The sequence below is a fragment of the Halomonas alkaliantarctica genome, assembly GCF_029854215.1.
In the GTDB taxonomy this organism is placed as follows: Bacteria; Pseudomonadota; Gammaproteobacteria; order Pseudomonadales; family Halomonadaceae; genus Vreelandella; species Vreelandella alkaliantarctica_A.
In genome coordinates this window covers 3,287,153-3,311,116 of sequence record NZ_CP122961.1, presented here as the reverse complement: position 1 = coordinate 3,311,116, position 23,964 = coordinate 3,287,153, and the positions used below count along the sequence as shown (strand labels likewise).

The 23,964-nt window shown below is 55.4% G+C and carries 23 protein-coding genes and 5 tRNA genes; 14 read left to right on the top strand and 14 right to left on the bottom strand.

Annotation, left to right across the window (positions count from 1 at the left end):
• Positions 1-56: 56 nt before the first annotated feature.
• The 9 genes from QEN58_RS15245 to ccoN form a co-directional block, all read right to left on the bottom strand.
• A complete protein-coding gene (locus QEN58_RS15245; protein ID WP_280104466.1) occupies positions 57-752 on the bottom strand; it encodes a sulfite exporter TauE/SafE family protein in 696 nt (231 codons plus the stop codon).
• Entirely contained in the window at positions 749-985 is a 237-nt protein-coding gene (gene ccoS, locus QEN58_RS15240) for a cbb3-type cytochrome oxidase assembly protein CcoS (RefSeq protein ID WP_280104465.1), read from the bottom strand. The genes QEN58_RS15245 and ccoS overlap by 4 nt, the downstream gene beginning before the upstream one ends.
• Positions 982-3,429, bottom strand: a complete 2,448-nt coding sequence (locus tag QEN58_RS15235) for a heavy metal translocating P-type ATPase (RefSeq protein ID WP_280104464.1) — start codon at positions 3,427-3,429, stop codon at positions 982-984. Before QEN58_RS15235 ends, ccoS begins: the two co-directional genes overlap by 4 nt.
• On the bottom strand, positions 3,426-3,959 hold the full coding sequence (locus QEN58_RS15230) for a FixH family protein (RefSeq protein WP_280104463.1): 534 nt from the start codon (positions 3,957-3,959) through the stop codon (positions 3,426-3,428). Before QEN58_RS15230 ends, QEN58_RS15235 begins: the two co-directional genes overlap by 4 nt.
• A gap of 6 nt (positions 3,960-3,965) precedes the next feature.
• The gene (gene ccoG, locus QEN58_RS15225) at positions 3,966-5,402 is read right to left on the bottom strand and encodes a cytochrome c oxidase accessory protein CcoG (RefSeq protein ID WP_280104462.1); all 1,437 of its coding nucleotides are present in this window, start codon (positions 5,400-5,402) and stop codon (positions 3,966-3,968) included.
• A gap of 218 nt (positions 5,403-5,620) precedes the next feature.
• Positions 5,621-6,550 (bottom strand): cytochrome-c oxidase, cbb3-type subunit III, encoded by a 930-nt coding sequence (ccoP, locus tag QEN58_RS15220; protein ID WP_280104461.1) that lies wholly within the window; start codon positions 6,548-6,550, stop codon positions 5,621-5,623.
• Positions 6,547-6,771 (bottom strand): cbb3-type cytochrome oxidase subunit 3, encoded by a 225-nt coding sequence (locus tag QEN58_RS15215; RefSeq protein WP_280104460.1) that lies wholly within the window; start codon positions 6,769-6,771, stop codon positions 6,547-6,549. The genes ccoP and QEN58_RS15215 overlap by 4 nt, the downstream gene beginning before the upstream one ends.
• 3 nt (positions 6,772-6,774) lie before the next feature.
• A complete protein-coding gene (gene ccoO, locus QEN58_RS15210) occupies positions 6,775-7,383 on the bottom strand; it encodes a cytochrome-c oxidase, cbb3-type subunit II (RefSeq protein WP_280104459.1) in 609 nt (202 codons plus the stop codon).
• 19 nt (positions 7,384-7,402) lie between these two features.
• Positions 7,403-8,827, bottom strand: coding sequence for a cytochrome-c oxidase, cbb3-type subunit I (gene ccoN / locus QEN58_RS15205; RefSeq protein WP_280104458.1), 1,425 nt, complete (start codon positions 8,825-8,827; stop codon positions 7,403-7,405).
• Between the two features lie 164 nt (positions 8,828-8,991).
• Between ccoN and QEN58_RS15200 the strand changes: the two genes are divergently transcribed.
• From QEN58_RS15200 to QEN58_RS15175, 6 genes are all read left to right on the top strand, one after another.
• The gene (locus QEN58_RS15200; protein ID WP_280104457.1) at positions 8,992-9,804 is read left to right on the top strand and encodes an alpha/beta fold hydrolase; all 813 of its coding nucleotides are present in this window, start codon (positions 8,992-8,994) and stop codon (positions 9,802-9,804) included.
• Positions 9,805-9,874: 70 nt separating this feature from the next.
• A tRNA-Val gene (locus QEN58_RS15195) sits at positions 9,875-9,950 on the top strand.
• Between the two features lie 76 nt (positions 9,951-10,026).
• A tRNA-Asp gene (locus QEN58_RS15190) sits at positions 10,027-10,103 on the top strand.
• 40 nt (positions 10,104-10,143) lie between these two features.
• Positions 10,144-10,220: transfer RNA gene (locus QEN58_RS15185), tRNA-Asp, on the top strand.
• Between the two features lie 52 nt (positions 10,221-10,272).
• A tRNA-Val gene (locus QEN58_RS15180) sits at positions 10,273-10,348 on the top strand.
• 76 nt (positions 10,349-10,424) lie between these two features.
• A tRNA-Asp gene (locus tag QEN58_RS15175) sits at positions 10,425-10,501 on the top strand.
• A gap of 125 nt (positions 10,502-10,626) precedes the next feature.
• On the opposite strand, the gene QEN58_RS15170 is transcribed toward QEN58_RS15175, so the two are convergent.
• The 4 genes from QEN58_RS15170 to glcD all read right to left on the bottom strand — a co-directional run bounded on the left by QEN58_RS15170 (position 10,627) and on the right by glcD (position 15,022).
• Positions 10,627-11,031: a heme-binding protein gene (locus QEN58_RS15170; protein WP_280104456.1), complete on the bottom strand. Its 405-nt coding sequence runs from the start codon at positions 11,029-11,031 to the stop codon at positions 10,627-10,629.
• A gap of 91 nt (positions 11,032-11,122) precedes the next feature.
• Positions 11,123-12,355 carry a glycolate oxidase subunit GlcF gene (glcF, locus tag QEN58_RS15165; protein WP_280104455.1) on the bottom strand — a complete coding sequence of 411 codons (1,233 nt, stop codon included), beginning with the start codon at positions 12,353-12,355 and terminating at the stop codon, positions 11,123-11,125.
• A 14-nt stretch (positions 12,356-12,369) separates the two neighbouring features.
• On the bottom strand, positions 12,370-13,464 hold the full coding sequence (gene glcE, locus QEN58_RS15160) for a glycolate oxidase subunit GlcE (protein WP_280104454.1): 1,095 nt from the start codon (positions 13,462-13,464) through the stop codon (positions 12,370-12,372).
• 58 nt (positions 13,465-13,522) lie between these two features.
• Positions 13,523-15,022 carry a glycolate oxidase subunit GlcD gene (gene glcD / locus QEN58_RS15155; RefSeq protein WP_280104453.1) on the bottom strand — a complete coding sequence of 500 codons (1,500 nt, stop codon included), beginning with the start codon at positions 15,020-15,022 and terminating at the stop codon, positions 13,523-13,525.
• Positions 15,023-15,255: 233 nt separating this feature from the next.
• On the opposite strand from glcD, the gene glcC reads away from it, so the two are divergent.
• Positions 15,256-16,035: a transcriptional regulator GlcC gene (gene glcC / locus QEN58_RS15150; protein WP_280104452.1), complete on the top strand. Its 780-nt coding sequence runs from the start codon at positions 15,256-15,258 to the stop codon at positions 16,033-16,035.
• 4 nt (positions 16,036-16,039) lie between these two features.
• Here glcC and QEN58_RS15145 read toward each other — a convergent pair whose 3' ends face one another.
• On the bottom strand, positions 16,040-16,723 hold the full coding sequence (locus tag QEN58_RS15145) for a GntR family transcriptional regulator (RefSeq protein WP_280104451.1): 684 nt from the start codon (positions 16,721-16,723) through the stop codon (positions 16,040-16,042).
• Positions 16,724-16,916: 193 nt separating this feature from the next.
• Here QEN58_RS15145 and QEN58_RS15140 point away from each other — a divergent pair, with 193 nt between their 5' ends.
• From QEN58_RS15140 to QEN58_RS15110, 7 genes are all read left to right on the top strand, one after another.
• Positions 16,917-17,378, top strand: coding sequence for a GlcG/HbpS family heme-binding protein (locus QEN58_RS15140; RefSeq protein WP_280104450.1), 462 nt, complete (start codon positions 16,917-16,919; stop codon positions 17,376-17,378).
• Positions 17,379-17,691: 313 nt separating this feature from the next.
• Positions 17,692-18,669: a TRAP transporter substrate-binding protein gene (locus tag QEN58_RS15135; protein WP_280104449.1), complete on the top strand. Its 978-nt coding sequence runs from the start codon at positions 17,692-17,694 to the stop codon at positions 18,667-18,669.
• Between the two features lie 66 nt (positions 18,670-18,735).
• Positions 18,736-19,296: a TRAP transporter small permease gene (locus tag QEN58_RS15130; RefSeq protein WP_280104448.1), complete on the top strand. Its 561-nt coding sequence runs from the start codon at positions 18,736-18,738 to the stop codon at positions 19,294-19,296.
• A 9-nt stretch (positions 19,297-19,305) separates the two neighbouring features.
• Complete coding sequence (locus QEN58_RS15125) at positions 19,306-20,589, top strand: TRAP transporter large permease (RefSeq protein ID WP_280104447.1); 1,284 nt, start codon at positions 19,306-19,308, stop codon at positions 20,587-20,589.
• Positions 20,590-20,613: 24 nt separating this feature from the next.
• On the top strand, positions 20,614-21,420 hold the full coding sequence (locus QEN58_RS15120; protein ID WP_280104446.1) for an enoyl-CoA hydratase/isomerase family protein: 807 nt from the start codon (positions 20,614-20,616) through the stop codon (positions 21,418-21,420).
• A 41-nt stretch (positions 21,421-21,461) separates the two neighbouring features.
• Complete coding sequence (locus tag QEN58_RS15115; RefSeq protein WP_280104445.1) at positions 21,462-22,649, top strand: CaiB/BaiF CoA transferase family protein; 1,188 nt, start codon at positions 21,462-21,464, stop codon at positions 22,647-22,649.
• Positions 22,650-22,749: 100 nt separating this feature from the next.
• Positions 22,750-23,961, top strand: coding sequence for a pyridoxal-phosphate-dependent aminotransferase family protein (locus tag QEN58_RS15110; RefSeq protein ID WP_280104444.1), 1,212 nt, complete (start codon positions 22,750-22,752; stop codon positions 23,959-23,961).
• The last annotated feature ends 3 nt before the right edge of the window (positions 23,962-23,964 follow it).

Here is a 23,964-nt window from a genome sequence, read left to right as displayed (position 1 = left end):
AGGAAATGCCGCTAGCCTAAACCGTGGTCGGGAGGTAAATGTTGAGCCACGTCATGCTAATAGACGTTGTGTGCGGTGAGCGTCCACAGCTGCCACAGCGCAAAAGCGATAATTGTCAGCGCTGCCACACTTCGGGTCGCGGGGTGGCGTATCAAATGGCTGAGTTGGCGGGCAGCGAGGCCAGTGGCAAGTAGTGCAGGCAGGGTGCCAAGCCCAAAGGCGCCCATGAGTAGCGCGCCCTGAAGCGGGTCGGCAATCGCCAGGCTCCAGGCCAGCATGGAGTAGACCAGCCCGCAGGGGAGCCAGCCCCAGAGTGCCCCCAGGGCGAAGGCTTGGGGAAGATGGACTACGGGCATCAAGCGACGCCCCACGGGCTCAATAAAGCGCCATAGCCGTCGACCCACGGCCTCAATTTTGAGCAGGCCTTTCCACCAGTTGGCGATATACAGTGCCATTAAGATCAGCATCAGCGCGGCAAATACCTGAAGCAACAGGCGTGCCGTAGCAGAAAGCGAAAACAGCGTGCCTAGCAGCGCAACCAGTGCGCCTGCGCTCATATAGCTAATAATACGGCCTGCGTTATAGCTGAGCAGCAGTCCTCCCATGCGTGCCGGGTGGCGCATGCTAGGGGGGACTGCAAAGGTGAGCGCACTCATAATGCCGCCACACATGCCGATACAATGGGCGCCCCCCATCAAGCCGAACACAAACGCCGCCATGAGCGGCGGCAGATCAAGCCCTGTCGGATTCATGAACGGGGCTCTGGGTCGTCGGGTGTGTCTTGATCAGTTGGCGCAGCAGATTTTTGCTTGGTTTTCTGGCGCTGCTCGGGGCTGAGGTCGTTTTCATCCTCATCAAATAGAATGCGGTATGCCGGGCCTTCTAAGTCGTCGAACTGATCATTTTTCACCGCCCAGAAAAACGCCCAGACGGCGAGGCCGAGCAAAATCAGCGAGAGTGGAATGAGCAGGTATAGAATCGTCATGCGGTTACCGGTGTTGAAGTGTCGAGCGTTGGCGCAGGCTGGGTGCGCCAGCGAGACAGTCGCAGCGCATTACCCACTACCACTAACGAACTCAGCGACATACCAATCGCGGCTAGCCAGGGCGGCACCAGCCCCATTGCTGCCAGCGGCAGCGCCGAAAAGTTGTAGCACACTGACCAAATCATATTCTGGCGCATGATACGCCGGGTGGCGCGGGAAATCTCGATGGCCTCAAAAATACGCATCAGGCGCGGGCTGAGTAGCACCGCGTCCGCGCGGGTGCGGGCCAGATCCGTTGCGCCATTCATTGCAATCGCGACATCGGCTCCGGCTAACACCGGCACGTCGTTGATGCCGTCACCAATCATCACGACGGTTTCGCCTGCGGCCTGAAGCTCCTTCATCCGTGCCAGCTTGCCTTCCGGGCTGGTGCCTGCGTGCCAAGTGGCGATGTTGAGCTGATCAGCCAGGCTTTCCACGGCATCCTGGGTGTCACCGGAGAGTAGCTCCACGCTTAAACCTTGGGCCTGGAGGGCTTTAATCGTGGCGGCAGCGTCATCGCGAATGCCGTCGTGCAGGCCAAACCAGGCACGGGGCACACCATCTTCGCTAAGCAGCAGCCACTGGCCTTTGGCAGGCGCCGCTATGCCCCCCTCCAATGCAAATTCGGGCTTGCCCAACCGCCATCGGGCGTCGTTTAAGCTGCCTTCGAGCCCCTGCCCGGTGTAGCTGTGAATGTCTTTGGCTTGCAGGGTAGCATCGCGGAACGGTCGAAAGGCTCGGGCGATCGGGTGTTCCGAGTTGGCCTCAAGAGCGGCAGCAACTGCCCGGGCTCGCTCGGCGGTGAGTTCGCCAAGAGTCTGGGTTTGGGTAAGGTACATCTCGCCGCGGGTCAGGGTGCCGGTTTTATCAAAAATCACCCGGGTAACCTTAGAGAGCGTCTCCATGGCATCGGCTCGGGTAATCAATACGCCGCGCTTTCGCAACTGGCCGTGACCAGCGGTTAGTGCCGCTGGGGTGGCCAGCGCCAGAGCGCAGGGGCAAGTCACCACTAACACCGAAAGTAGCACCCAGAGCATCCTTGAGGGGTCGATAAACCACCAGGCGATAGTCACGCAGGCTGTGACTATTAGCAGGCGTAGCACGAATAGGTGCGCCATACGTTCAGCCATCTGGGCTAGCCGCGGACGGCTGGCAAAGGCACGGTCGGTAAGGTCGACGATACCCGCTACCCGGGCATCGCGCCCGGCATGGGTCACCCTGATTACCAGAGGGTTTTCCATGTTTTGGCTACCGCCAGTAATCGGGTCGCCCACCCGGCGAGTAACCGGTAGGTATTCACCGGTCAACATCGATTCGTCCAGGCTCGATTCGCCCTCCTCGATGATGCCATCGGCGGGCACGCCATGGCCGGGCTTGATCAATACGCGATCACCGGGGGAAAGTTCGCTGGCGGGCAGAATGCGCTCGCTGCCATCGCTTTCTAACCGCGTGGCCGAAATCGGCAGTACGCCGCTCAGTGCATTGCCGCTATGCCCGCTGCGGCGTCTGGCACGGCCTTCCACGTAGCGGCCAAACAGTAAAAAGAAGGTGAACATGGCTACCGAGTCAAAATAGACCTCGCCGACGTTGAATAGCACGGCATAGCTGCTGGCAAGATAAGCGCCACCAATGGCTAACGAGACCGGTACGTCCATACCCAGTACGCCAGTGCGCAGGTCGCGCAGGGCGTTGCGGAAAAACGGCTGGGCGGAAAAAAACACCACCGGCGTGGCTAGTGCAAAGGAGAGCCAGTGAAACAGCGCGTAGAAGTCGTCGCTGATTTCACCGGGGCCGGAGACATAGATTGGGATAGAGAACATCATCACCTGCATCATGCCGACAGCGGCGATGATTAGCCGACGCACGTTCATACGCTCTTCGTGCTGCATGCGCGTCTGAGCCTGGTCTGGCTCGTAGGGCTGGGCGTCGTAGCCAATGGCGGCAAGTTCGGCCAGCAGTTGTGAGAGTTTTAACTGCTGGGGATCCCAGCTCACCCGCAGACGGTGGTGAGTTAAATTCACCGCGCTGGAGGCAACGCCGGTTAAGGCATTTAAACGGTGTTCGATCAGCCAGGCACAGGCGGCACAGGTAATGCCTTCGATGGCGAGGGTAGCTTTGACATTGCCCTCATCACCGTCGGGGTGAACAAACTGCGCCTGCAGGCCGGGGTCGTCAAACACCGACCAGGTATCGGCCTTGGCAGCCTGGCGCTCATCCGGTCGTTCGGGCAGTTCGGTGCGGTAGCGGTAGTAACTTTCTAAACCACCGTCGACGATGGCATGGGCCACCGCTTCGCAGCCGGGACAGCAGAGCGGGTGGGCATGATCATCAAGGGTAATCGACCAGGGAGCCCCAGCGGGCACCGGGTTACCGCAGTGGTAGCAGGGCGCGTCGTTGCTCATTCGCTTTCTGTACGCCCTCCTGGTAGTAGCGCGACGCTGTTTTCATCGGGGAACGTAGCCTCACCGGTAAGGCGCCATTCTGCATCTTCTTGCGCAGGCTGAATCTGTAGATACCAGCGGTAGCGAAGATTATCTGGGCCTTGGGTGATGTAGCGGCCTTCACGAACATGCTCAAGTACGAAGGATTGATCGCGATCATCTTCGGTCGGGAATATGAGATCCAAATAGAGTTTGTCTGGACGTGCATCGCCGCTTAAATCAATCACAATATCGCTGGTGAGTGGATCAAGGCGTAAATCTGCACTTAGGTTTAACTCTCGGGCACGGTCTTGCTTGGCAAGCACCATATTGATGGCTTTACCATGCCTGTAATAATCCTCCTGAACAACCATGCCATCGAAGCTCTTAACCGACATAACGGCATAGGTAATACTAAACATTATGGACGAGAGCAGAATGCCGATTAAAAACCACGGCCAAAACTGTTTATACCAAGGCGTCACCTTATCGCCAGAAGGTAGGGATGACATAGTTGCTTATCTCCTAATATTGCCCAGGAAGCTGGTTTCGCGCTCGAGGTGAATATCCGCATCCTGTTGAGCCTGCAGCGTGAATACAATGGGATGGCTGGGTTGCTGTAAATCGTCGGGATCGGCGTTCACGGTGACGGCTTCGAAGCGCGACTCCCCTGCAGGTACACTAATCGTACTGCTGTCTAGAGTGAGACTAGGCAATCCAGCAACGCTTAGCTGGTAGGTGTGGTCTTGATCATCGAGGTTACGAATGGTCAGGCTAAACACATTGCTAATCTGGCCGCCGCGAGTCATTTGGTAAAGCTGGGTACGTTCTCGCTCGGCCTCAAAGTCTAGTGGCATGCGGTCGTTAACAGCCCAGACAAAGGTGCCGATCATTACCAACAGAGCTGCGAAGTAAGCCAGTAAGCGAGGTCGCAAAATATGGCTCTTTTTACCTTCAAGAGCATTTTCGGTGGTGTAACGCACCAAGCCGCGTGGGTAGCCCATTTTATCCATCACGCTGTCGCAGGCATCAATACACGCAGCGCAGGTTATGCACTCATACTGTAGCCCGTCTCGGATATCGATACCGGTGGGGCAGACCTGCACGCAAAGGTCGCAATCGATACAGTCGCCATAGCCTGCCTCGCGGGCTTCTAAATGGCTCAGGTTTTTTTTGCGATGGCCACGGGGTTCGCCCCGTGATTCATCGTAGGAGACGATCAATGTGTCGCGGTCAAACATGACCGATTGGAAACGCGCGTAGGGGCACATGTAGATGCACACCTGCTCGCGCAGCCAACCCGCGTTGAGGTAAGTAAATACCAGGAAAAAGCCAACCCAGAAGTAGGACCAGCCATGGGCCTCAAAGGTGGGCAATTCCGCCACTAAATCACGAATGGGCGTGAAGTAACCCACAAAGGTGATGCCGGTAGCGAGGGCTATGAGCAGCCAGGCGGTGTGCTTGGCCACTTTGCGCCAAGCTTTGTCGGCACTCATCGGTTGGTTGTCGAGCTTTATGCGCCGATTGCGCGTGCCTTCAATGCGATGTTCAAGCCAAATAAACAGGAAGGTCCAAACGCTTTGCGGGCAGGTGTAGCCACACCATACCCGGCCAGCAAAAACGGTTATGAAGAACAGCCCAAAGGCGCAGATAATCAGTAACCACGACAGCAGTATGAACTCCTGTGGGTAAAACGTGGCGCTAAAAATATGAAATTCACGATTAGGTAGGTCGAAGAGAATTAACGGCCGACCACCAATGTTAATCCAGGGTAATAGGAAAAATGCCAGCATTAACGCCCAGTTGGCACTGCGCCGAAGCTTCTGGAAAACGCCTTTGATTTCGCGCACATAAATGTGGCGACGCTTGGCGTACATTTCCCGGGTAACCGTTTCAGAGGGAGTGTGATGCCCTACCGGGTTCGGCGTGACGTCTTGGCTTGGTATCTTTTCCATGGTGATATTCCCGGCTCAGAAGGCAGGAGAGACTGCACCCATTGCTCTATTGAACTGATGCTCCGTTAAGCTAGGTGCTTAATTAAATTAGACGCTTAGATAGTCTGGATGTTTCGGTAATATTGTATCGGGTTGGGTATAAAGAAAGGGTGCGGTTTGGGGCCGCACCCTTGCTTGGCTAGCGTTGCTGACGGTAATCGCTCTTCGTCAACGATCTATCATTCCGCTAAGCGCAGGCTATACACGTAGGCCGCGACCAGATGAACACGTTCTTCACCGATATAGGCCGCTTGTGCAGGCATATGGCCGTTACGGCCGTTACGCAGTGTTTGACGGATAGAGTCACCGACATCCTGGCCGGGTGCCAGATAAAGCCAGGTGTTATCTGTCAGGTTGGGTGCGCCGAGAGCCGTGTTACCCGTGCCGCTGGGGCCGTGGCAGGCTGCACATACCGCCCCGAAGGTGCTTTCGCCGCTCGCTGCGCGCTCAGCGTCGTGCTCTTCTTCAGAAAGGGACAGAACATATTGCGTCAGGTTCCCAATATTCTCCTGCCCCAACTGCTGCCAAGAAGGCATATTGCCGTTACGGCCTTGGTTGAGGGTGGTCAGAATATTTTCAGGTTCGCCGCCGTACAGCCAGTCGTCATCGGTCAGGTTAGGGAAGCCGTAACCGCCCTGTGCGTTGGAACCGTGACACACCGCACAGTTATTCTGGTAAATCCGCTCTGCGACCTGCATCGCTTCGGGATCTTCAGCAAGCTCAGGAATAGGCACTTCCTGATACTGGGCAAAAATCGGCGTAAAGCGTTCTTCCGCCTGAGCGACTTCCTCTTCCCACTGACCCTCCTGCGACCAGCCTAGTATCCCTGCGTAGTTGCCCAAGCCGGGGTAAAGCACCAAGTAGCCCAGCGCAAAAACTACCGTCAAGACGAATAGCTGGAACCACCACTTCGGCAGTGGGTTGTCATACTCTTCGATGCCATCGGCGGCGTGGCCGGTGGTTTCTACGTTGCCGTCTGCGTCAGGCGTCTTGTCGGTGCGCCGGTTAGCCAGCAGTATCCATACGCTTAGCGCAATCGTGCCAAGTGTAATGATAATGATCCAGGCGCTCCAGAAGCCGGATAGGGAGTCACCCCATAAATTATTCATATATTCTTATCTCCCCTGTCGTCGCGGGAATGCGCTTCGCTGTCGCGTTCACGCGAAGCGTGCTTGTCACTGGTCGGTTGCTCATCGTCGTCGGCAAAGGGCAAATTAGCCGCTTCGTCGAAATCTGGTTTGCGTCGCTTGGAATACGCCCAGAGGGCGATTCCGATAAAAGCGAAAATCAAGACCAGCGTGATGAGACCGCGAAAAGTTCCCGTATCCATAGCTTAACGAGTGCCCTCGAGCACGGTTCCGAGCTGCTGCAGGTAAGCGACCAAGGCGGTGATTTCCTGGGTGCCGCTTACGTCGTCAGTAGCGTTGGCGATATCTTCGTCGGTATACGGCACACCCAGTTGACGCAGCGTGCGCATCTTCTTGGGAGTGGCATCACCATCGAGGGTGTTTTCAAACAGCCAGGGGTAAGCAGGCATCACCGATTCAGGCACTACATCCCGGGGATTGTAGAGGTGAGCACGATGCCAATCATCGCTATAGCGACCGCCAACACGTGCTAGGTCTGGCCCGGTACGCTTAGAGCCCCATAGGAAGTTGTGCTCATACACTTGCTCGCCTGCCACGTTGTAGTGGCCGTAGCGCTCGGTTTCGGCGCGGAATGGCCGCACCATTTGCGAGTGACAGCCCACACAACCTTCACGGCGGTAGATGTCCCGGCCTTCCAACTCAAGCGCCGACAGCGGCTCCAGGCCTTCAACCGGCTCGGTGGTCTGCTTCTGGAAAAGCAGCGGAACGACCTCAGCCAAACCACCGAAACTGATCACGACAAGGATCAACACGGCAAGCAGGCCAACGTTCTTTTCGACAATCTCGTGTTTCATTGGTCTCAACTTCCCCGGTTTAAGCAGCTTGTGGCGCTGAATGGCTGATGGCCTCACGACGCTTAACTGTCATGTACACATTGAACGCCATGATCAGCATGCCGGTGACCCAGAAGAGGCCGCCGATTAAGCGAACAAAGTAGCCCGGCCCGCTGGCTTCAACGGCTTCGACAAAGGTGTACATCAAGGTGCCGTCAGGGTTGATCGCACGCCACATCAGGCCCTGCAGAATGCCGTTAACCCACATGGAGGCGATGTACAGTACGGTGCCGATCGTGGCTAGCCAGAAGTGCACAGCGATCAGGTTGACCGAGTACATTGCCGTGCGACCAAAGACGCGCGGGATCAGGTGGTACATCGAACCGATGGTGATCATTGCGACCCAGCCAAGCGCACCAGAGTGAACGTGACCAATGGTCCAGTCAGTGTAGTGCGACAGCGCGTTGACGGTCTTAATTGCCATCATCGGGCCTTCAAAGGTGGACATGCCGTAGAACGACAGGGCAACCACCAAGAAGCGTAGCGTCGGATCCGTACGCAGCTTATGCCAAGCCCCTGACAGGGTCATCATGCCGTTGATCATGCCGCCCCAGGAGGGAGCCAGCAGAATGATGGACATGATCATACCCAGCGACTGTGCCCAGTTAGGTAGTGCGGTGTAGTGCAGGTGGTGAGGGCCTGCCCACATGTAGATCATGATCAATGCCCAGAAATGGACGATTGATAGGCGGTAGGAGTAGATCGGACGCTCTGCCTGTTTCGGCACGAAGTAGTACATCATGCCCAGGAATCCAGCGGTCAAGAAGAAGCCTACCGCGTTGTGTCCGTACCACCACTGCACCATCGCATCCACCGCACCGGCGTAAATCGAGGTGGAGTACATGGGGGTTACAGGGATGGCCGCGTTGTTCACGATGTGTAGCACAGCAACGGTCAAAATAAACGCCGCGAAGAACCAGTTCGCCACATAGATATGCGACGTGGTGCGTTTTTTGATCGTCATTAAGAAGACAATGGCGTAGCTGATCCATACGACCGCGATCAAAATATTGATCGGCCATTCTAGCTCAGCGTACTCCTTGGTCGTGGTGTAACCCATAGGCAGTGACACGACTGCTGAGATAATGACCGCTTGCCAGCCCCAGAACGTAAAGGCCGCTAACTTGTCAGAGAAAAGCCTCGTCTGACAGGTGCGCTGGACAACGTAATACGACGTGGCAAAGAGCGCCGAACCGCCAAAGGCGAAAATTACGGCGTTAGTGTGTAACGGACGCAGGCGCCCAAAGCTAGTCCAAGGTATGCCAAGGTTCAGTTGCGGCCAAACCAGCTGCGAGGCGAGGATGACACCAATGGTCATCCCCACAATGCCCCACACAACGGTCATAATCGCGAACTGCCGAACTACCTTGTAGTTGTAGGTCGGGTGTTCAAATGCTGTGCTCATGTCATGTTCCCATCGAACGCGGTTAGGGGGTTACCCGTGGCATTTTGCACGGGTGCGGCCACCCGCTTGATGATGCAGGTCAAGATCCGACCAAGATTCTAGCGCAGCCAGGGCTTAACCTGAACACACCAATTGGTTAAAGACTGAATTATCAGGAGCAGTAAGTGTCACATTACACTTTGTCTGGATATATCGAAGTGTCTCCCAGGGGGTTGAAAGAGGCCCTTAAGCGCCAGCCAAATGTTGCTTTCCTGGTGCAGGGCATGGGGCCGTTGGCCGTCCATGGTCAAGCCAGGCTAGGTCGCTTGCTGTTTGCCCATGGTGCCGGGGCGGGCCAGCAGTCTCCTTTCATGCGTCAATTTGTCACCTCTCTGACGGCTCAAGGCGTTCAGGTTCTATGTATTGATTTCCCCTATATGCAACTGATGCAGGAAACCGGCAAACGCCGACCACCGCCACCTATTGCCCAAACTCTTGCCCAGTTTGCCGAGTGGTACGCGCTACTTGATCCCCTGTTTGACGGGCCGCTCTGGATTGGGGGTAAATCGATGGGCGGTCGCGTGGCTACCTTATTTGCCAGTACACAATTTGCCAGTACACAATCTCCCAGTGATCAGCCAGCCAGTGAACAGCCGTTTATTAGCCCGGTGCCCGGTGTGGTGGTGGCAGGTTACCCGTTTCATCCAATCAAGGCGCCTGACAAACTGCGTTTGGATCATTGGCCCGCGATTGCCTGTCCTATGCTGATTTTACAAGGCGAGCGTGATCCTTTCGGTAGTCGGGAGGAGGTTGCAGGCTATACATTGTCACCCAACGCGCAGCTCGCTTGGCTGAAAGATGGCGATCACGATTTTAAGCCGCGGCGCTTTTCTGGCGTGACACAAACGGTTTTGATTGACGAGGCCACCCAGGTTGCGGCATCCTTCGTCCGCGCTCATGGCCCAGGCCTTACGAGAGAGAGCAACGCGCTGGTTTAAATCGCAAATTTTAACCCTGTGTATTGACATCCGGTAAGCCTTCTGTAGAATGCAGCGCCACGTGACCAGCGGGTGGTTAGCTCAGTTGGGAGAGCACCAGCCTTACAAGCTGGGGGTCACTGGTTCGAACCCAGTACCACCCACCATCTTATGCTATTTAAAAAGATGGCCTGGAAATGTGAAAAGCAGTACCTAGTATGACCTGTATTTGATGCGCATAACGGACCGGTAGTTCAGTCGGTTAGAATGCCGGCCTGTCACGCCGGAGGTCGCGAGTTCGAGTCTCGTCCGGTCCGCCATCATCAAATCAACGTCTGCTAACAGTTGTTATCGCTATTCGGACCGGTAGTTCAGTCGGTTAGAATGCCGGCCTGTCACGCCGGAGGTCGCGAGTTCGAGTCTCGTCCGGTCCGCCACGATAACTGCTAAGCTGAATTGGTAAGGACAATAAGTGCTTATCAATGGATTGGGTGGTTAGCTCAGTTGGGAGAGCACCAGCCTTACAAGCTGGGGGTCACTGGTTCGAACCCAGTACCACCCACCATCATCTAACTTTAGAAGTGCCTCTGAACCACTTCGATAGCTAGTTTTTGATGGTTGTTGTAAAAGTGCTTTTACGTGGACCGGTAGTTCAGTCGGTTAGAATGCCGGCCTGTCACGCCGGAGGTCGCGAGTTCGAGTCTCGTCCGGTCCGCCATTAAGCATTTGTATTATTAGTTTTGTATTGCTAGTGAAGATATCGGCATTAGCCGAAAGAATTCCAAAAAGCCCGGATCAATGATCCGGGCTTTTTTCGTATGTCGGCGTGTTAGTTTGCAGCTTTTAGCCCGTAATCGCGGCAACACCTGCTTTGGCAACCTGCACATCCTGGTCGGGTTTTACGCCGGAAATGCCCACGGCGCCTACCACATGCCCGTCAACCGTAATCGGTACGCCGCCTGAAAGCAGGCCTTGCAGCGGGGCGGTGACAAAAGCAGTGCGGCCGCCATTAATCATTTCTTCAAATACCTGGGTCTCTTTACGACCTAGTGCCGCACTGCGCGCTTTGTGCGTAGCGACTTCGGCGCTGAAAGGGGCCGCGCCATCCAGACGGCGCAATGCCAGCAGGTGGCCGCCGTCGTCGGTCACCGCAATGGTCACCGGCCAGCTGTTGCTGTCAGCCTCTTTCTGCGCGGCGTCGAGTACGTTGGTCACATCGCTCTGAGCGAGAATAGCCTTTGTTTGCATGCTTAAATCCTTGTTAAAGGAGGGGTGAAGTAGCCGCGCTTTTAAAAGCCTGCGCGGCCTGGGGTTAAGGGTGGCACGTTAGTTTGAAGCGTTAAGTGAGCGCCGCATCGACGATCTCTACCCAGTGGCGTACCGGAGTGCGATTGGCGCCCGCCAAGTGGGTCTGACAGCCGATATTCGCCGTCACGATCACCTCTGGGTCACCGGCTTCCAGCGCATTGAGCTTATTGTCGCGCAGTTGGGTGGCCAGTTCGGGTTGGGTGATCGAATAGGTGCCTGCCGAGCCGCAGCAAAGATGCCCATCCTGCACCGGGGTTAACGCAAAACCAAGCTTGCTCAGCACGCCTTCGACCGCACCGTTGAGCTTCTGAGCGTGCTGCAGCGTACAAGGGCAGTGGAACGCCAGCCGTTGTGACGCTTTAACGTTCAATGCGTCTAACGGCTCATCGCGCAGAATTTCGACAATATCTTTGGCCAGGGTGCTGACCTTCTGCGCTTTAATAGCGTAATCGGGGTCATCTTTTAGCATGTCGCCATACTCTTTGACAAAAGCCCCGCAGCCACTGGCGGTTTGCACAATGGCTTCGGTGCCTTGTTCAATGTACGGCCACCAGGCATCGATGTTCGCGCGCATACGGGCTCGTCCGTCGTCCTGGGCGTTGAGGTGGAAATCAACGGCGCCGCAGCAGCCCGCTTCAGCCACAGGCGTTACGCTAATACCGAGCCGGTCAAGAATCCGCGCGGTGGCAGCATTGGTATTGGGTGACAGCCCCGGCTGTACGCAGCCTTCCAACATTAACACCTGCCGGGTATGGCGGTTGGTATCAGGGCGCATGCCGGCATCGACCGGGGCGGCGGGCATTTTATTGCGTAGCTTGCTGGGCACCAGCGGCTTAAAGGTTTGCCCCAGTTTTAGCAGTGCCTGGAAACGTTTAGGCTCAACCATCATTTTTCGCAGGGCATAGCGCTGGGCCCGCTCACCTGCTGGGCGGGGCACGCGGCGCTCAATTTCAGCACGGCCAATGTTGAGCAGCTTGTGGTACTCCACGCCCGAGGGGCAGGTGGTTTCACAGTTCAGGCAGGTCAAGCAGCGATCGAGATGCAGGCGTGTTTCCTCGGTGACCTGATCGTCATCGTCACGGCTCTCCAGCAGCTCCTTCATTAGATAGATACGCCCGCGGGGGCCATCGCGCTCATCGCCTAACAGCTGGTATGTCGGGCAGGTGGCGTTACAAAAACCGCAGTGAACGCAGGTACGCAAAATGCGATCTGCTTCTTGAAGATGCGGCTTCTGAAGGTCGGCATCGGTAAAGTGCGTCTGCATGTCAGCTCTCCTGATTAAAACGCCGCATAAAGACGACCGGGGTTAAAAATGCCATGGGCATCCAGCTCCGCCTTTAGATTACGATGATATTTTTCCACTACGGCATTGAGCGGTGTGAACGGCTCTGCGACGCCGCCTTGCGCCTGCGGGGTATAGCAGGTGGCATGACCACCCACTGCGCTGCAGGCATCGCGCAAAGTGCTGGCATCCAGGGTGGTTTTCACCCAGCGCTGGCTGCCCGCCCAATCGTAAAAAATATCGGCCTCGGGAATATCCAGCCCCAGCGGTGCGGTGTTGGGCGGTAGTGACAACCGCCATAGCGCTTGGCCGTCGTTACAGGCGAAGAAAGCGTGACTATGGTCGCGCAGCTCGCGCCAGAAACTAGCATCAAGCGGCTCGCCGCCTAGGCTTGCCTGGGTTGCGGCCACAGAGCTTTTGCCGCCTTCCAAGCGCAGAAACAGTTCGCCGTGGTGCCAGGCGGCGGCGGTAATCGGCAGTGGTTTTCGACCCAGCTCGGCAAGTTTTTTAAGCGCTTCATCCAGCCCAACGGCTAAGCGAAGGCTGTGAGTTGCAGTGGGGATAGGCAGCACTTTAAAGGAGATGTCGGTCAATACGCCGAGCGTTCCCTGGGCGCCTGCCATCAGTCGCGACAGGTCGTAACCGGCAACATTTTTCATCACTTCCCCGCCAAAGCGGAGCAGCTTGCCCTCTTGGGTGATGATGCGCGTGCCCAGCACAAAGTCACGGGCTGCGCCTGCCCAGGGGCGGCGTGGGCCGGAGAGGCCGGTGGCCACGGCGCCACCAATGGTGGAAGCCTCACCAAACATGGGGGGCTCAAAGCCCAGCATTTGGTGTTTCTCAGCCAGCACTTCCTGTAGGTCGCTAAGCCGCGTGCCAGCACGCACGGTCACCACCAGCTCCACCGGATCGTAGCTGACAATGCCACTGTGTTCGGCCATTTGTAGCGCTTGGCCTTCTACCGGTCGGCCATAAAAGGCGCGGGTATCTCCACCTACAATGCGTAGCGGTGTGCGTGCGTCATAGGCGCTGCGTACCTGTTCACACAGGGCATCAGCGATATCGCTGTCAGCAATCGCTCGTTCGGTCATGGTCTTTCCCACTTTTAATCTTGGCTAATTATTGTCTTAGCTTCGGCTTGGCTCACTGCTAGAAGCGCGGTAGCTCCGGGTGCGGTAGTTCGTTGTTATGCACATGCATAGCACCAAACTCGGCACAGCGCGCCAGCGTCGGAATGTTCTTGCCCGGGTTGAGCAGTCGCTGTGGATCAAACGCGGCTTTCAAGGCATGAAAAACGCCGATCTCATCCGGCTGGAACTGACTGCACATCTGGTTGATCTTTTCGCGCCCAACGCCGTGCTCACCGGTGATCGAACCGCCTGCGGCTACGCAGAGCTCAAGAATCTTGCCACCCACCTCTTCGGCAAGCGCCAGCTGTCCCTCTTTATTGGCATCAAACAGGATTAGTGGGTGCATATTGCCATCGCCGGCGTGGAACACGTTCGCCACCGCCAGGCCGCTCTCCTCGGAAAGCGCGGCAATGCCTTTAAGCACACGGGGCAGCTCGCGGCGGGGGATAGTGCCATCCATACAGTAGTAATCCGGCGACATACGACCCACCGCTGGGAAGGCGTTCTTACGCCCGGCCCAGAACTTGGCGCGCTCGGCTTCATCGCGAGCCTGCTGAATATCGGTGGCACCCGCGGCTTCCAGTACGCGACGTACGGTATCGCAGTCGTCGTCCACGTCGGCTTCAACGCCGTCCAGCTCACAGAGCAGTATCGCCTCGGCATCGAGAGGGTAGCCTGCTTTGACAAAATCTTCGGCGGCTTTGATGGCGAGTTTATCCATCATCTCCAGGCCGCCGGGAATTATGCCTGCAGCAATGATATCGCCGACGGCGCGACCGGCTTTCTCGACATCATCGAAGCTCGCCATCAGCACTTTGGCGGTTTCCGGTTTAGGCAGTAGCTTGACGGTGATTTCCGTGACGACGCCGAGCATGCCCTCTGAGCCGTTCATCAAGGCCAGCAGATCAAAGCCAGGCGCATCAAAAGACTCAGCGCCCAGGGTCATGTGCTCGCCCTCAATAGTGAGGACATCGACGCGCATGACGTTATGCACCGTTAGGCCATATTTTAAGCAGTGCACGCCACCGGCATTTTCCGCCACGTTACCGCCAATCGAACAGGCAATTTGCGAAGATGGATCCGGTGCGTAATAGAGGCCGTAAGGCGCAGCGGCTTCGGAAATCGCTAAGTTGCGCACGCCGGGTTGGACCCGCGCCAGGCGGGCATCAGGGTCGACTTTGAGGATCTGGTTAAAGCGCGACATCACTAAAAGCACGCCCTGTTCCAGTGGCAGCGCGCCGCCGGAAAGCCCGGTGCCCGCGCCACGGGTCACTATGGGGACGCTCAGGGCATGGCAGCGTCTGAGCAGCTCTTTCACTTGGTCAAAGGTTTCAGGCAGCGCCACCAGCATCGGTAGCACGCGATAGGCCGCCAGCCCATCGCACTCAAAGGGGCGTAGGTCTTCTTCGCGATGCAGCAGCGTCATGTCGGGAACGGCTTGCTGCAGGTCGGTTAAGACCTCGCTTTTATCACGCCGAACCAGCTCGCCGTCCAGGCGTTCATCAAAGAGGATATTCATCACGACATCCCATGCTTATTATCATTGAAGGTAAATGCTAAACGTTCTGTGCGCCTATGCTTCAAAGGCGTGCGTCAGAAAGCGTTGTTTACAAAACATGGCCTCAATTTGGGCTTTTTTTGCCCGTCTGTCTAGGTCGTGGTGCATTGGTCTGACCAGTAATTAGTCGACATAGATGCCTTCTTCAGCGAGTAGTGGCAAGCTGGCCAAACAGTTCAGCGAGAGTGACAGTCATGCCAGCGGAGAATCAAGCGTTGACCCCAGGGCAACGGATGCCTGAACACGTGGCCACCCGGCTTGAGCGGCTGATTCTTGATGGTGTTTTTCGGCCCGGCCAACTGCTTCCTTCAGAGCGGCGGCTTTGTGAACGGCTGGGCGTTTCCCGTGCTTCGCTGCGCGAGGGCTTGAGAATTTTGCGCAGCAAAGGAATTATCGATACCCGCCAGGGCCATGGCTCGACGGTCGCCACGCTTTTGCCCGTGGGTAACCAAAGCCCACTGATGCATCTGTTTAAAGATCATCCGCGCACACTGTTTGACCTGTTAGAAGTACGCGCCCTGCTAGAAGGGGAGTCGGCGCGGTTAGCGGCAAGCCGCGGCACCTCCGCCGACCGGGTGCTGATCACTCGGCGCTATCGCGAAATGGCTGATTACGCGGAAAGCGCAGAAACCATTGATGTCGAACGATTGGCGCGACTGGATCACGCCTTTCACCTGGCGGTGTCCCAGGCGTCCCACAACCCGGTGTTGGTGCACACGCTGCAGAGTCTGACCGATTTACTGCTCAGCTCGGTGTTTGCCTCGGTCAAACATCTTTATCACTTGCCAGCGCCCAGGACGATGATCAATCAGCAGCATGCGCAGTTGCATGATGCGGTAGTTAATGGCGAGGCGGAGCAGGCAGAGCAGGTGGCGTTGACGCACCTCTCCAGTATTAGCCAACTGCTACGCGATTTAGAGGAAGAGCATGAACGGCTAGAGCGCTCCTCCATGCGTCTTGAAGAGTGGCAGTAGTTTGTTAGCTATTGGCCACACTCTTATCGTCTTCAGTGTCAATCACACCCGCTAAGGTGGCCACTTCAATCTTGTTGCACAGATGATCACGGAGAATTTGGCCGAGCAATTGGCTATCGCGCTTCTCCAGTGCCGCCATCATGTTTTCGTGGTCTTTTACCGCCTGACGCCAGTAGCGCTCGGTCATTTTCTTGGAGTAACGAACGCGCTTAACGCGCTGGCTTAAGTTGCTATACATTTCTTGCAGTACATCGTTATTCGACGCTGCCAGAAGGCTTTCGTGAATTTGTCGGTTAACCTGGAAATAAGGCATTAAATCGCGGTTGCGGTAGTGCTCTAGCATCGTATTGTGCAGTTGCCGGATGGCCGCAATCTCTGCGTCACTAATATGCTGACAGGCAAGCTCACCTGAAAGGCCTTCCAGTGCCGCCATCAGGTCATAAGTGTCTTTAACGTTTTTCAGGGTTAGCCGAACCACGCGTGCGCCACGATTGGGTAGCAGTTCAATTAACCCTTCGGTGGCGAGCACTTTCAGTGCTTCACGCAGCGGGGTGCGCGATACCCCAAATAGGTCACACAGCTGCTTTTCAGAAATGCGCTCTCCAGGGGCAAGCTCTCCGTGCTCAATTAGGTCGCCAATTCTATCGGCCACTTCACGATACAAATTGCGTTGAAGTATCTTTGTCATGAATCAGTTCCTTTTCAGTGGTGGGCTCGGTTTGCAGCCAAGCTACCCACACCGCCTGTATCGATTTGAGCACGATGCCATATTCCTATAGTGGCTATTGTGTATATGATCTGCAAAAGTAATTATGAATTCAATATTTCTTTGGTGGTACTTTTGCCCACCATTGCCTACAACAATGACAAAGGAAAAGCTGATGGCCGGACAAGTATTTCATTGCAGCGTACAGCTCGCCAGAGAGCAGAGCAGAAAGATAATCGATGGTGCCATGCAACAAGCACGCGATTTGGAGTTGCCTCCTCTGACGATCGTTGTGCTGGACGGCGGCGGTAACGTGGTTACCGCTGAACGTGAAGATGGCTGTGCTCCGTTGCGTTTTCCCGTTGCCCAGGGTAAAGCCTACGCCGCACTGGGCATAGGCATTGCCAGCGGGGTGATTGGCGCACGTAACGCGGAACGTACAGCGTTTGTTGCCAGTGTTGCGTCAGCCTCCCAAGGACATTTTGTGGCAGTGGCAGGCGGGGTGCCCATTCTTAATGAACAAAGCCGCTTGATTGGCGCAGTGGGGGTTAGCGGCGCTTCGTCAGAAGAGGATCAACTGGCAGCCATTGCTGGTATTGAGTGTGCTGGATTGCTCTGGGGGCTTGAGCCGAGCTAGGGAATGACAGGCAGTACCGATAAAAAAACGGGCAGTTGGCTTATTTAGCCACTGCCCGTTTTTTTATTTATGGCGACGATTTAATAACCCCTTTAATAATCAGTTGCTTGAAAGGAAGACTGTGCGACGAGACGAAAGTTTAATACCTAATTTTGAATTTTGAATTCACATTGAGGTGGAGGATAACCCTAGAGTAAGCGCCGCTAATAATAAGTAGGCCTGCTCAAGCGGCTCCTTTTGCAGGTGCCATCGGGTGCCAAAGCCACGGTGGTGATATTGCTAACAACAACAAATGCTTCACCTGGAGTTCACTATGAAATTGCTCAGAACAGTACTTGCAACCGCCGTTATGACACTGGGTTTGCAGGCCGCCGCTGCTAATGCAAACACTGAAATTCGACTAGGCCATGTAGGGGGGCCTGGTTCGCTGTTCGAAATCAGTGCAAACCGCTTTGCTGAACTGGCCAACGAACGCCTGGAAGGCGTAGCGGAGGTTAGTGTCTATGGCAATAGCCAACTGGGGGGCGATGAATCGATGATGCGTCGGTTACGCTTAGGGTCCCTAGACCTATCACTGCCTTCAACGGTGATGAGCTCTGAGTCAGATAAGTTTGCGCTGTTCGAGATGCCTTACCTGATTAAAGACCGTGAACATATGAAGCGTGTGCGCGAAGAGATCGTGCGCGGCCCGCTGTATGACGCAGCCGAAGCGCGCGGTTTCAAAATTATTGGTGTATGGGAAAACGGCTTTCGTCAGATTACCAATAACGTACGCCCCATTGTTACACCTGAGGATCTCGACGGTATAAAGCTGCGCGTTCCCGGCGGTACATGGCGCATTGATATGTTCCGCAGCTATGGCGCGGCACCTTCCCCAATGTCGCTTTCGGAAGTGTTTGTTGCTCTGCAAACTGGCGCAATGGATGGTCAGGAAAACCCCTTTATTCAAACCTACTCTTCACGTTTTCATGAAGTGCAGGACTATCTCTCCATTTCCAACCACGTTTATACCCCGGCATACCTGACCGCAGGTGCTAGCTGGAATCGCCTACCCGAGGAAGTGCAGCAAGTGCTGGAAGAAGTCGCCGTCGAAATGGAGGACTTCGTGTTAGAAGAAGGTCAGCGACTGGATGATGAAACTCTCGTCAAATTGCGCGATGCAGGTATGGAAGTTAATGAAGTCGACTTCGATGCCTTTGTTGAGGCCTCTGAGACCATTTACAACAAGTTCGCTAACGAAGTGGATGGTGGCCAGGAAATGATTGATGCCGTGGCTGCTCTACGCGAGTAAGCAAAGCGTCGCTCTAACAGAGGTGCGTCGTTGTATGGCGAGGCGCCTCGACTTTCGGAGGTCTCAATGAGTACTTTTATAAAGCTCAGGAACGCGTATTTCGCGTTTCTTGAAGGCATCGTGGTCTTTCTGGTCATCGCGCTTGCCGTCGTCGTCACACTCGGTTTTGTGACCCGCTACTTAGGCTCACCGTTAAGCTGGTATGACGAGCTTGCCGCCGCTTTGCTCGCCTGGGTGACCTACTACGGAACGGCTTTAGCAGCCGCCAAAGGGGCACACATCACTTGTCCAAGTGTATTGAACATGTGCCCTCCCTCTATTCGGGTGCCGATCGCGCTGTTAGCGGAAGCTATCACTATCGGGTTCTTCGTTTTCTTGGGGCTGGCCAGCTACCAAGTCATGTTGATTCTCCAAGACGTTGGCATGGTCAGTCTCCCAGAGGTTTCCATGCAACTGGTTCACTCTGCGATTCCTGTTGCCTCCGTACTGTTCATTCTGGCTGAACTATTGCGGCTCCCTGACGTTATCAAAAGCGCCCAGGGTAGAGGCTTTATTGACCATGAGCTTGAAGAAGCCGGTATCGACGCGGAAGAAGTCGCCACCGTTAGCACGCATCAGCGAGGGTAAGTAAATAGCATGGTCATACTCTACATATTTCTAGCACTGATAGTCCTTATCCTGATTAACGTGCCGGTGGCGGTTGCCTTGGCGCTGGTAGGAACGATTGCCACCTTTATGACATACGGCAACATGGCAATGCCTACGGTGGGCATGACCATGTTTGAAGGGGCGACTAATTTTCCGCTCATCGCCATACCGCTGTTTATTTTAGCGGGTGCGATTATGAACGCCTCGAGTATATCGCGGCGCTTGATCGACCTGGCCATGGCAATGGTGGGGTTTATCAAAGGCGGCTTAGCCATGGTCACTATTGGGGCATCGGTATTTTTTGCTGAAATCTCTGGATCGGCAGTGGCGGGTGTCTCGGCAATCGGCAGTATTTTGATCCCCGCCATGCGCAAGAAAGGCTACTCAAAAGAATTTTCGGCCTCCATCTCATCCTCTGCGGCAAGCCTGGCGATCATTCTTCCGCCCTCTATACCGATGATTCTTTATGCGGTGATGTCGGGTGAATCGGTCGTACAGATGTTTGTGGCCGGTATTTTGCCAGGCTTGTTGGGCGCGATGGGTTTAGCAGCGATGTGCTACTACCTGGCACGCAAGAATGACTTCCCCTCTGAAGGCCGCTTCCGGGTTTCGCAGCTCTGGATTGCCTTTAAGGAAGCCATTTGGGCGCTGTTGATTCCAGTCATTATTCTAGGTGGGATCTTTGGTGGCTTTGTCACGGCGACCGAAGGTGCGGCATTGGCCGTGTGCGTCGCTATCTTTATCAGTGCGGTAGTTTATCGCGAATTCACTCTCAGGAATTTCATCGATTCTTGTAAAAGTGCTGGTGTGCAAACAGCGGTAGTGATGCTGCTGGTGGCTGCCTCTGCAGTGGTAGGTGGTTACCTTACCGAGACCCGAGTGCCACAAGAAATCGCTATGCAAATCAGCGAGCTAACCAACAATAAATATCTTATTTTGGCGCTCCTCAATGTCATCTTCCTGATTTTGGGTATTTTTCTGCATTCAGCAGCGGCGATTATACTGGTCGTCCCTATCGTGTTGCCGCTGGTTATAGAGGTGGGTATTGACCCTCTTCACTTTGGTTTGATCGTGACACTGAACCTGGCAATCGGTCAGCAAACGCCGCCCGTGGCCAGCGTACTCATCGCGTCTTGCTCAATCGCTAAGTCAGATGTGTGGGCCACGTCCAAAACCAATCTGTGGTTTATCGCCGTCCTGTTCGCAGTGCTAATGATCAATACCTACATTCCCGCGTTTGCGCTGGCATTAGTCAACTTTGTTTATAGCTAAACACGCGCTATTAAGGAGAAGCTGATGAGCAATACAGACAAACAACAACACGTCGACAGCGTTACTTATGACGTTCGAAATGGCGTGGCCTGGATTGGTTTTAACCGGCCTCAGAGTCGTAACGCCATGACCTGGGAGATGTACGACGCCCTGGAAAAGTACTGCGATCAGTTGGCAGAAGACGACGCCGTGTATGCCGTGGTGTTACACGGCGTCGGCGGCGAAGCCTTTGTTGCGGGCACCGATATCAGCCAGTTTGCAGGGTTCACACAACCTGACGATGCGATTGACTATGAGCGGCGCATCGATCGCGTGGTGGGCAAGCTGGAAACTTTCCCCAAGCCAACCCTGGCGCTGATTGAAGGGGCTTGCGTGGGGGGTGGGGCTGCGATTGCGCTGGTGTGCGACTTCCGTTATGCGACCCCAGCGCTGAAGTTTGGTGTGCCGATAGCCAAAACGCTGGGCAATACGCTCTCGATTAACAATGTCTCTCGTCTGATCGACATGCTAGGCGTTGCGCGCACCAAGGAAGCGCTGATGATGGCGAAGCTGTTTGGCGCTGACGAGGCTCATGCCGCAGGCCTGATCAACCAACTGTTTGACGCTGATGCCATTTACGCCGAAGTAGCCGTGCTGGCGGAAGCCTTTGCGAAGCGAGCACCATTGACGCTTCAGGCCAGCAAGGCTCTGATTGGCCGTGCGATTGAGCAGCGTCGCCTCCCTGCCGATGCCAGCGACGACTGGGTAACGACTTGCTATATGAGTCGAGATTTTGCCGCGGCGGTGGATAAATTCGTCAATAAAACGTCGTTTGAGTGGTCTGGCCACTAGTTTCGCGCACAGTTTACAACGACCAACTGGGAGGAAAGCGCATGCTTCCCCTACAAGACATAAAAGTACTGGACGTGTCGCAAATAATGGCTGGTCCATACTGCACCATGGTGCTGGCCGATATGGGCGCAGAAGTCATCAAAGTAGAGAAGCTCAATGGCGGAGACGATAGCCGCCAAATGGGCCCTTACGTCAATGGCGAATCGACCTGCTTTTCACAGATTAACCGCAATAAAAAAAGTATCTCGCTCAATCTTAAAGACGAGCAGGCGCGTCAGATCTTCTATCGTTTGGCCGCTGAGGCCGATGTCATTGTTGAGAACTATCGGCCTGGCGTGACCAAGTCGCTTGAGATCGACTATGACACCATCAAGGCAATTAATCCTGGCATCGTCTATTGCTCTATTTCAGGCTATGGCCAAACAGGGCCATATAGCCACAAAGGGGGCTTTGACCTGGTGGCACAGGGGATGACAGGCCTGATGTCGATGACGGGTGAAGAGGGTAAGCGCCCGCTGAAAACCGGTATTGCGGTTTACGATATTGGCGGTGGTCTGACGGCGGTCTACTCGATTCTCGCTGCCTGTATCCACAAGATGAAAACCGGTGCTGGCCAGCACATTGATATCGCCATTACCGAGTGTGGTTTGCCCTGGTTTACATGGGAAGCGGCGGCTTACTTCTCTGAAGGCACCGTGCCTGGACCAACGGGCTGGCGCCATCGTGTGTCCGCACCTTATCAGGCAGTCAAAGCCAGCGATGGCTATTTGATGCTCGGCTGCGCCAATCAGCGTACCTGGGAGCGCTTCTGCCAGGACGTACTTAAACGCGAAGAACTCATGCAGGACCCCCGCTTTATTACCAATCAGGATCGCGGACAGCACGTTGAAGAGCTGGAGGCGCTTCTCGAAGAGCTGATGGCGAACCAAAGCGTTGATGAGTGGCTAACCCTATGTGACAGCGCGGGTGTGCCTGCCGGGCCAATCAACGACTTTGCCCAGGCCATGCAGGATGAGCACTATTTAGCGCGCGGTATGGTGCAAGAGATGGAGCACCCGGTGATAGGCAAAATGAAAACCATCGGATTTCCGAGCAAATTCTCGGAAACGCCGTCGCAAATCCGCAGCCCGGCGCCGCTCTTCGCCCAGCACACCGACGAAGTGCTCGAGAGCTTAGGGTTCTCCGGCGCTGAGCTTGACGCTTTACGTGCTGAAGGATGTATCAAATAGCGCTTTTTTGATGTGAATAATTGCATTCATTATCCAATTTTAGCAACGCCAATCGGCCGATCCAGCCGCGAACTCTACAACAACAAACAGGAACGTCATCATGTTAAAACTTGATTTTCACCCATCCGGCCGTCACTTTTTGCAAATTCCTGGCCCTTCGCCGGTGCCAGACCGTATTTTACGGGCAATGAGCCTACCCACGATCGATCACCGCGGACCAGAGTTTGGCGCTTTGGGCCTTGAGCTGCTGAGCAAAACTCAAAAAATCTTCAAAACCGAGAACCCGGTGGTTATCTACCCGGCGTCAGGCACCGGTGCCTGGGAAGCTGCTTTGGCCAATACCATGTCACCGGGCGATAAGGTACTGATGTTCGAAACCGGGCACTTCGCCACTCTGTGGCACAAAATGGCCCTTCGATTAGATATCCAGCCAGAGTTTCTGGGGTTGCCAGGCTACGAAGGCTGGCGCCACGGCGTGCAGGCCGACATGATCGAAGCACGCCTGAAAGAGGACGCCCAGCACGAGCTTAAAGCGGTCTGCGTGGTGCATAACGAAACCTCGACCGGCGTGACCAGCGATATTGCCGCGGTGCGTAAAGCCATCGACGCGGCGGGCCACCCGGCACTGCTGATTGTCGATACCATTTCTGGGTTGGCCAGCGCTGACTACCGCCATGATGAGTGGGGCGTTGATGTCACCGTCTCCGGCTCGCAGAAAGGCCTGATGCTGCCGCCGGGCATCAGTTTTAACGCGCTTTCACCTAAAGCCATCGAAGTCAGCAAACAGGCGAAACTACCCAAAAGTTTCTGGGCCTGGGACGAAATTCTCGAAGCTAACAAGAACGGCTACTGGCCCTACACGCCCAGCACCAACCTGCTATATGGCCTGAATGAAGCACTGGATATGCTGTTGGATGAGGGCATGGACAACGTGCTGGCACGCCATCAACGCTGGGCCGTTGGCGTGCGCGCGGCGGTAGAGGCATGGGGGCTTGAAATTCAGTGTCATGATCCGTCGGTTTATTCGCCGGTGCTGACCGGCGTGGTAATGCCGGAAGGCGTCGATGCAGATGCGGTGCGCAAGATTATCTATGAGCGTTTTGACCTTTCACTGGGAATGGGGCTAGGCAAGGCCAAAGGCAAGATGTTCCGAATCGGCCATTTGGGCGACTGCAACGATTTAACGCTGATTGCCACGCTAGGCGGCTGTGAAGCGGGTATGAAGCTGTCGGGCGTTAACCTTAAAGGCAGTGGCGTAACGGCTGCTTTGGACTACTTTGCAGCCAACCCGCTTAACGCAGGCAAGCGCTAAACG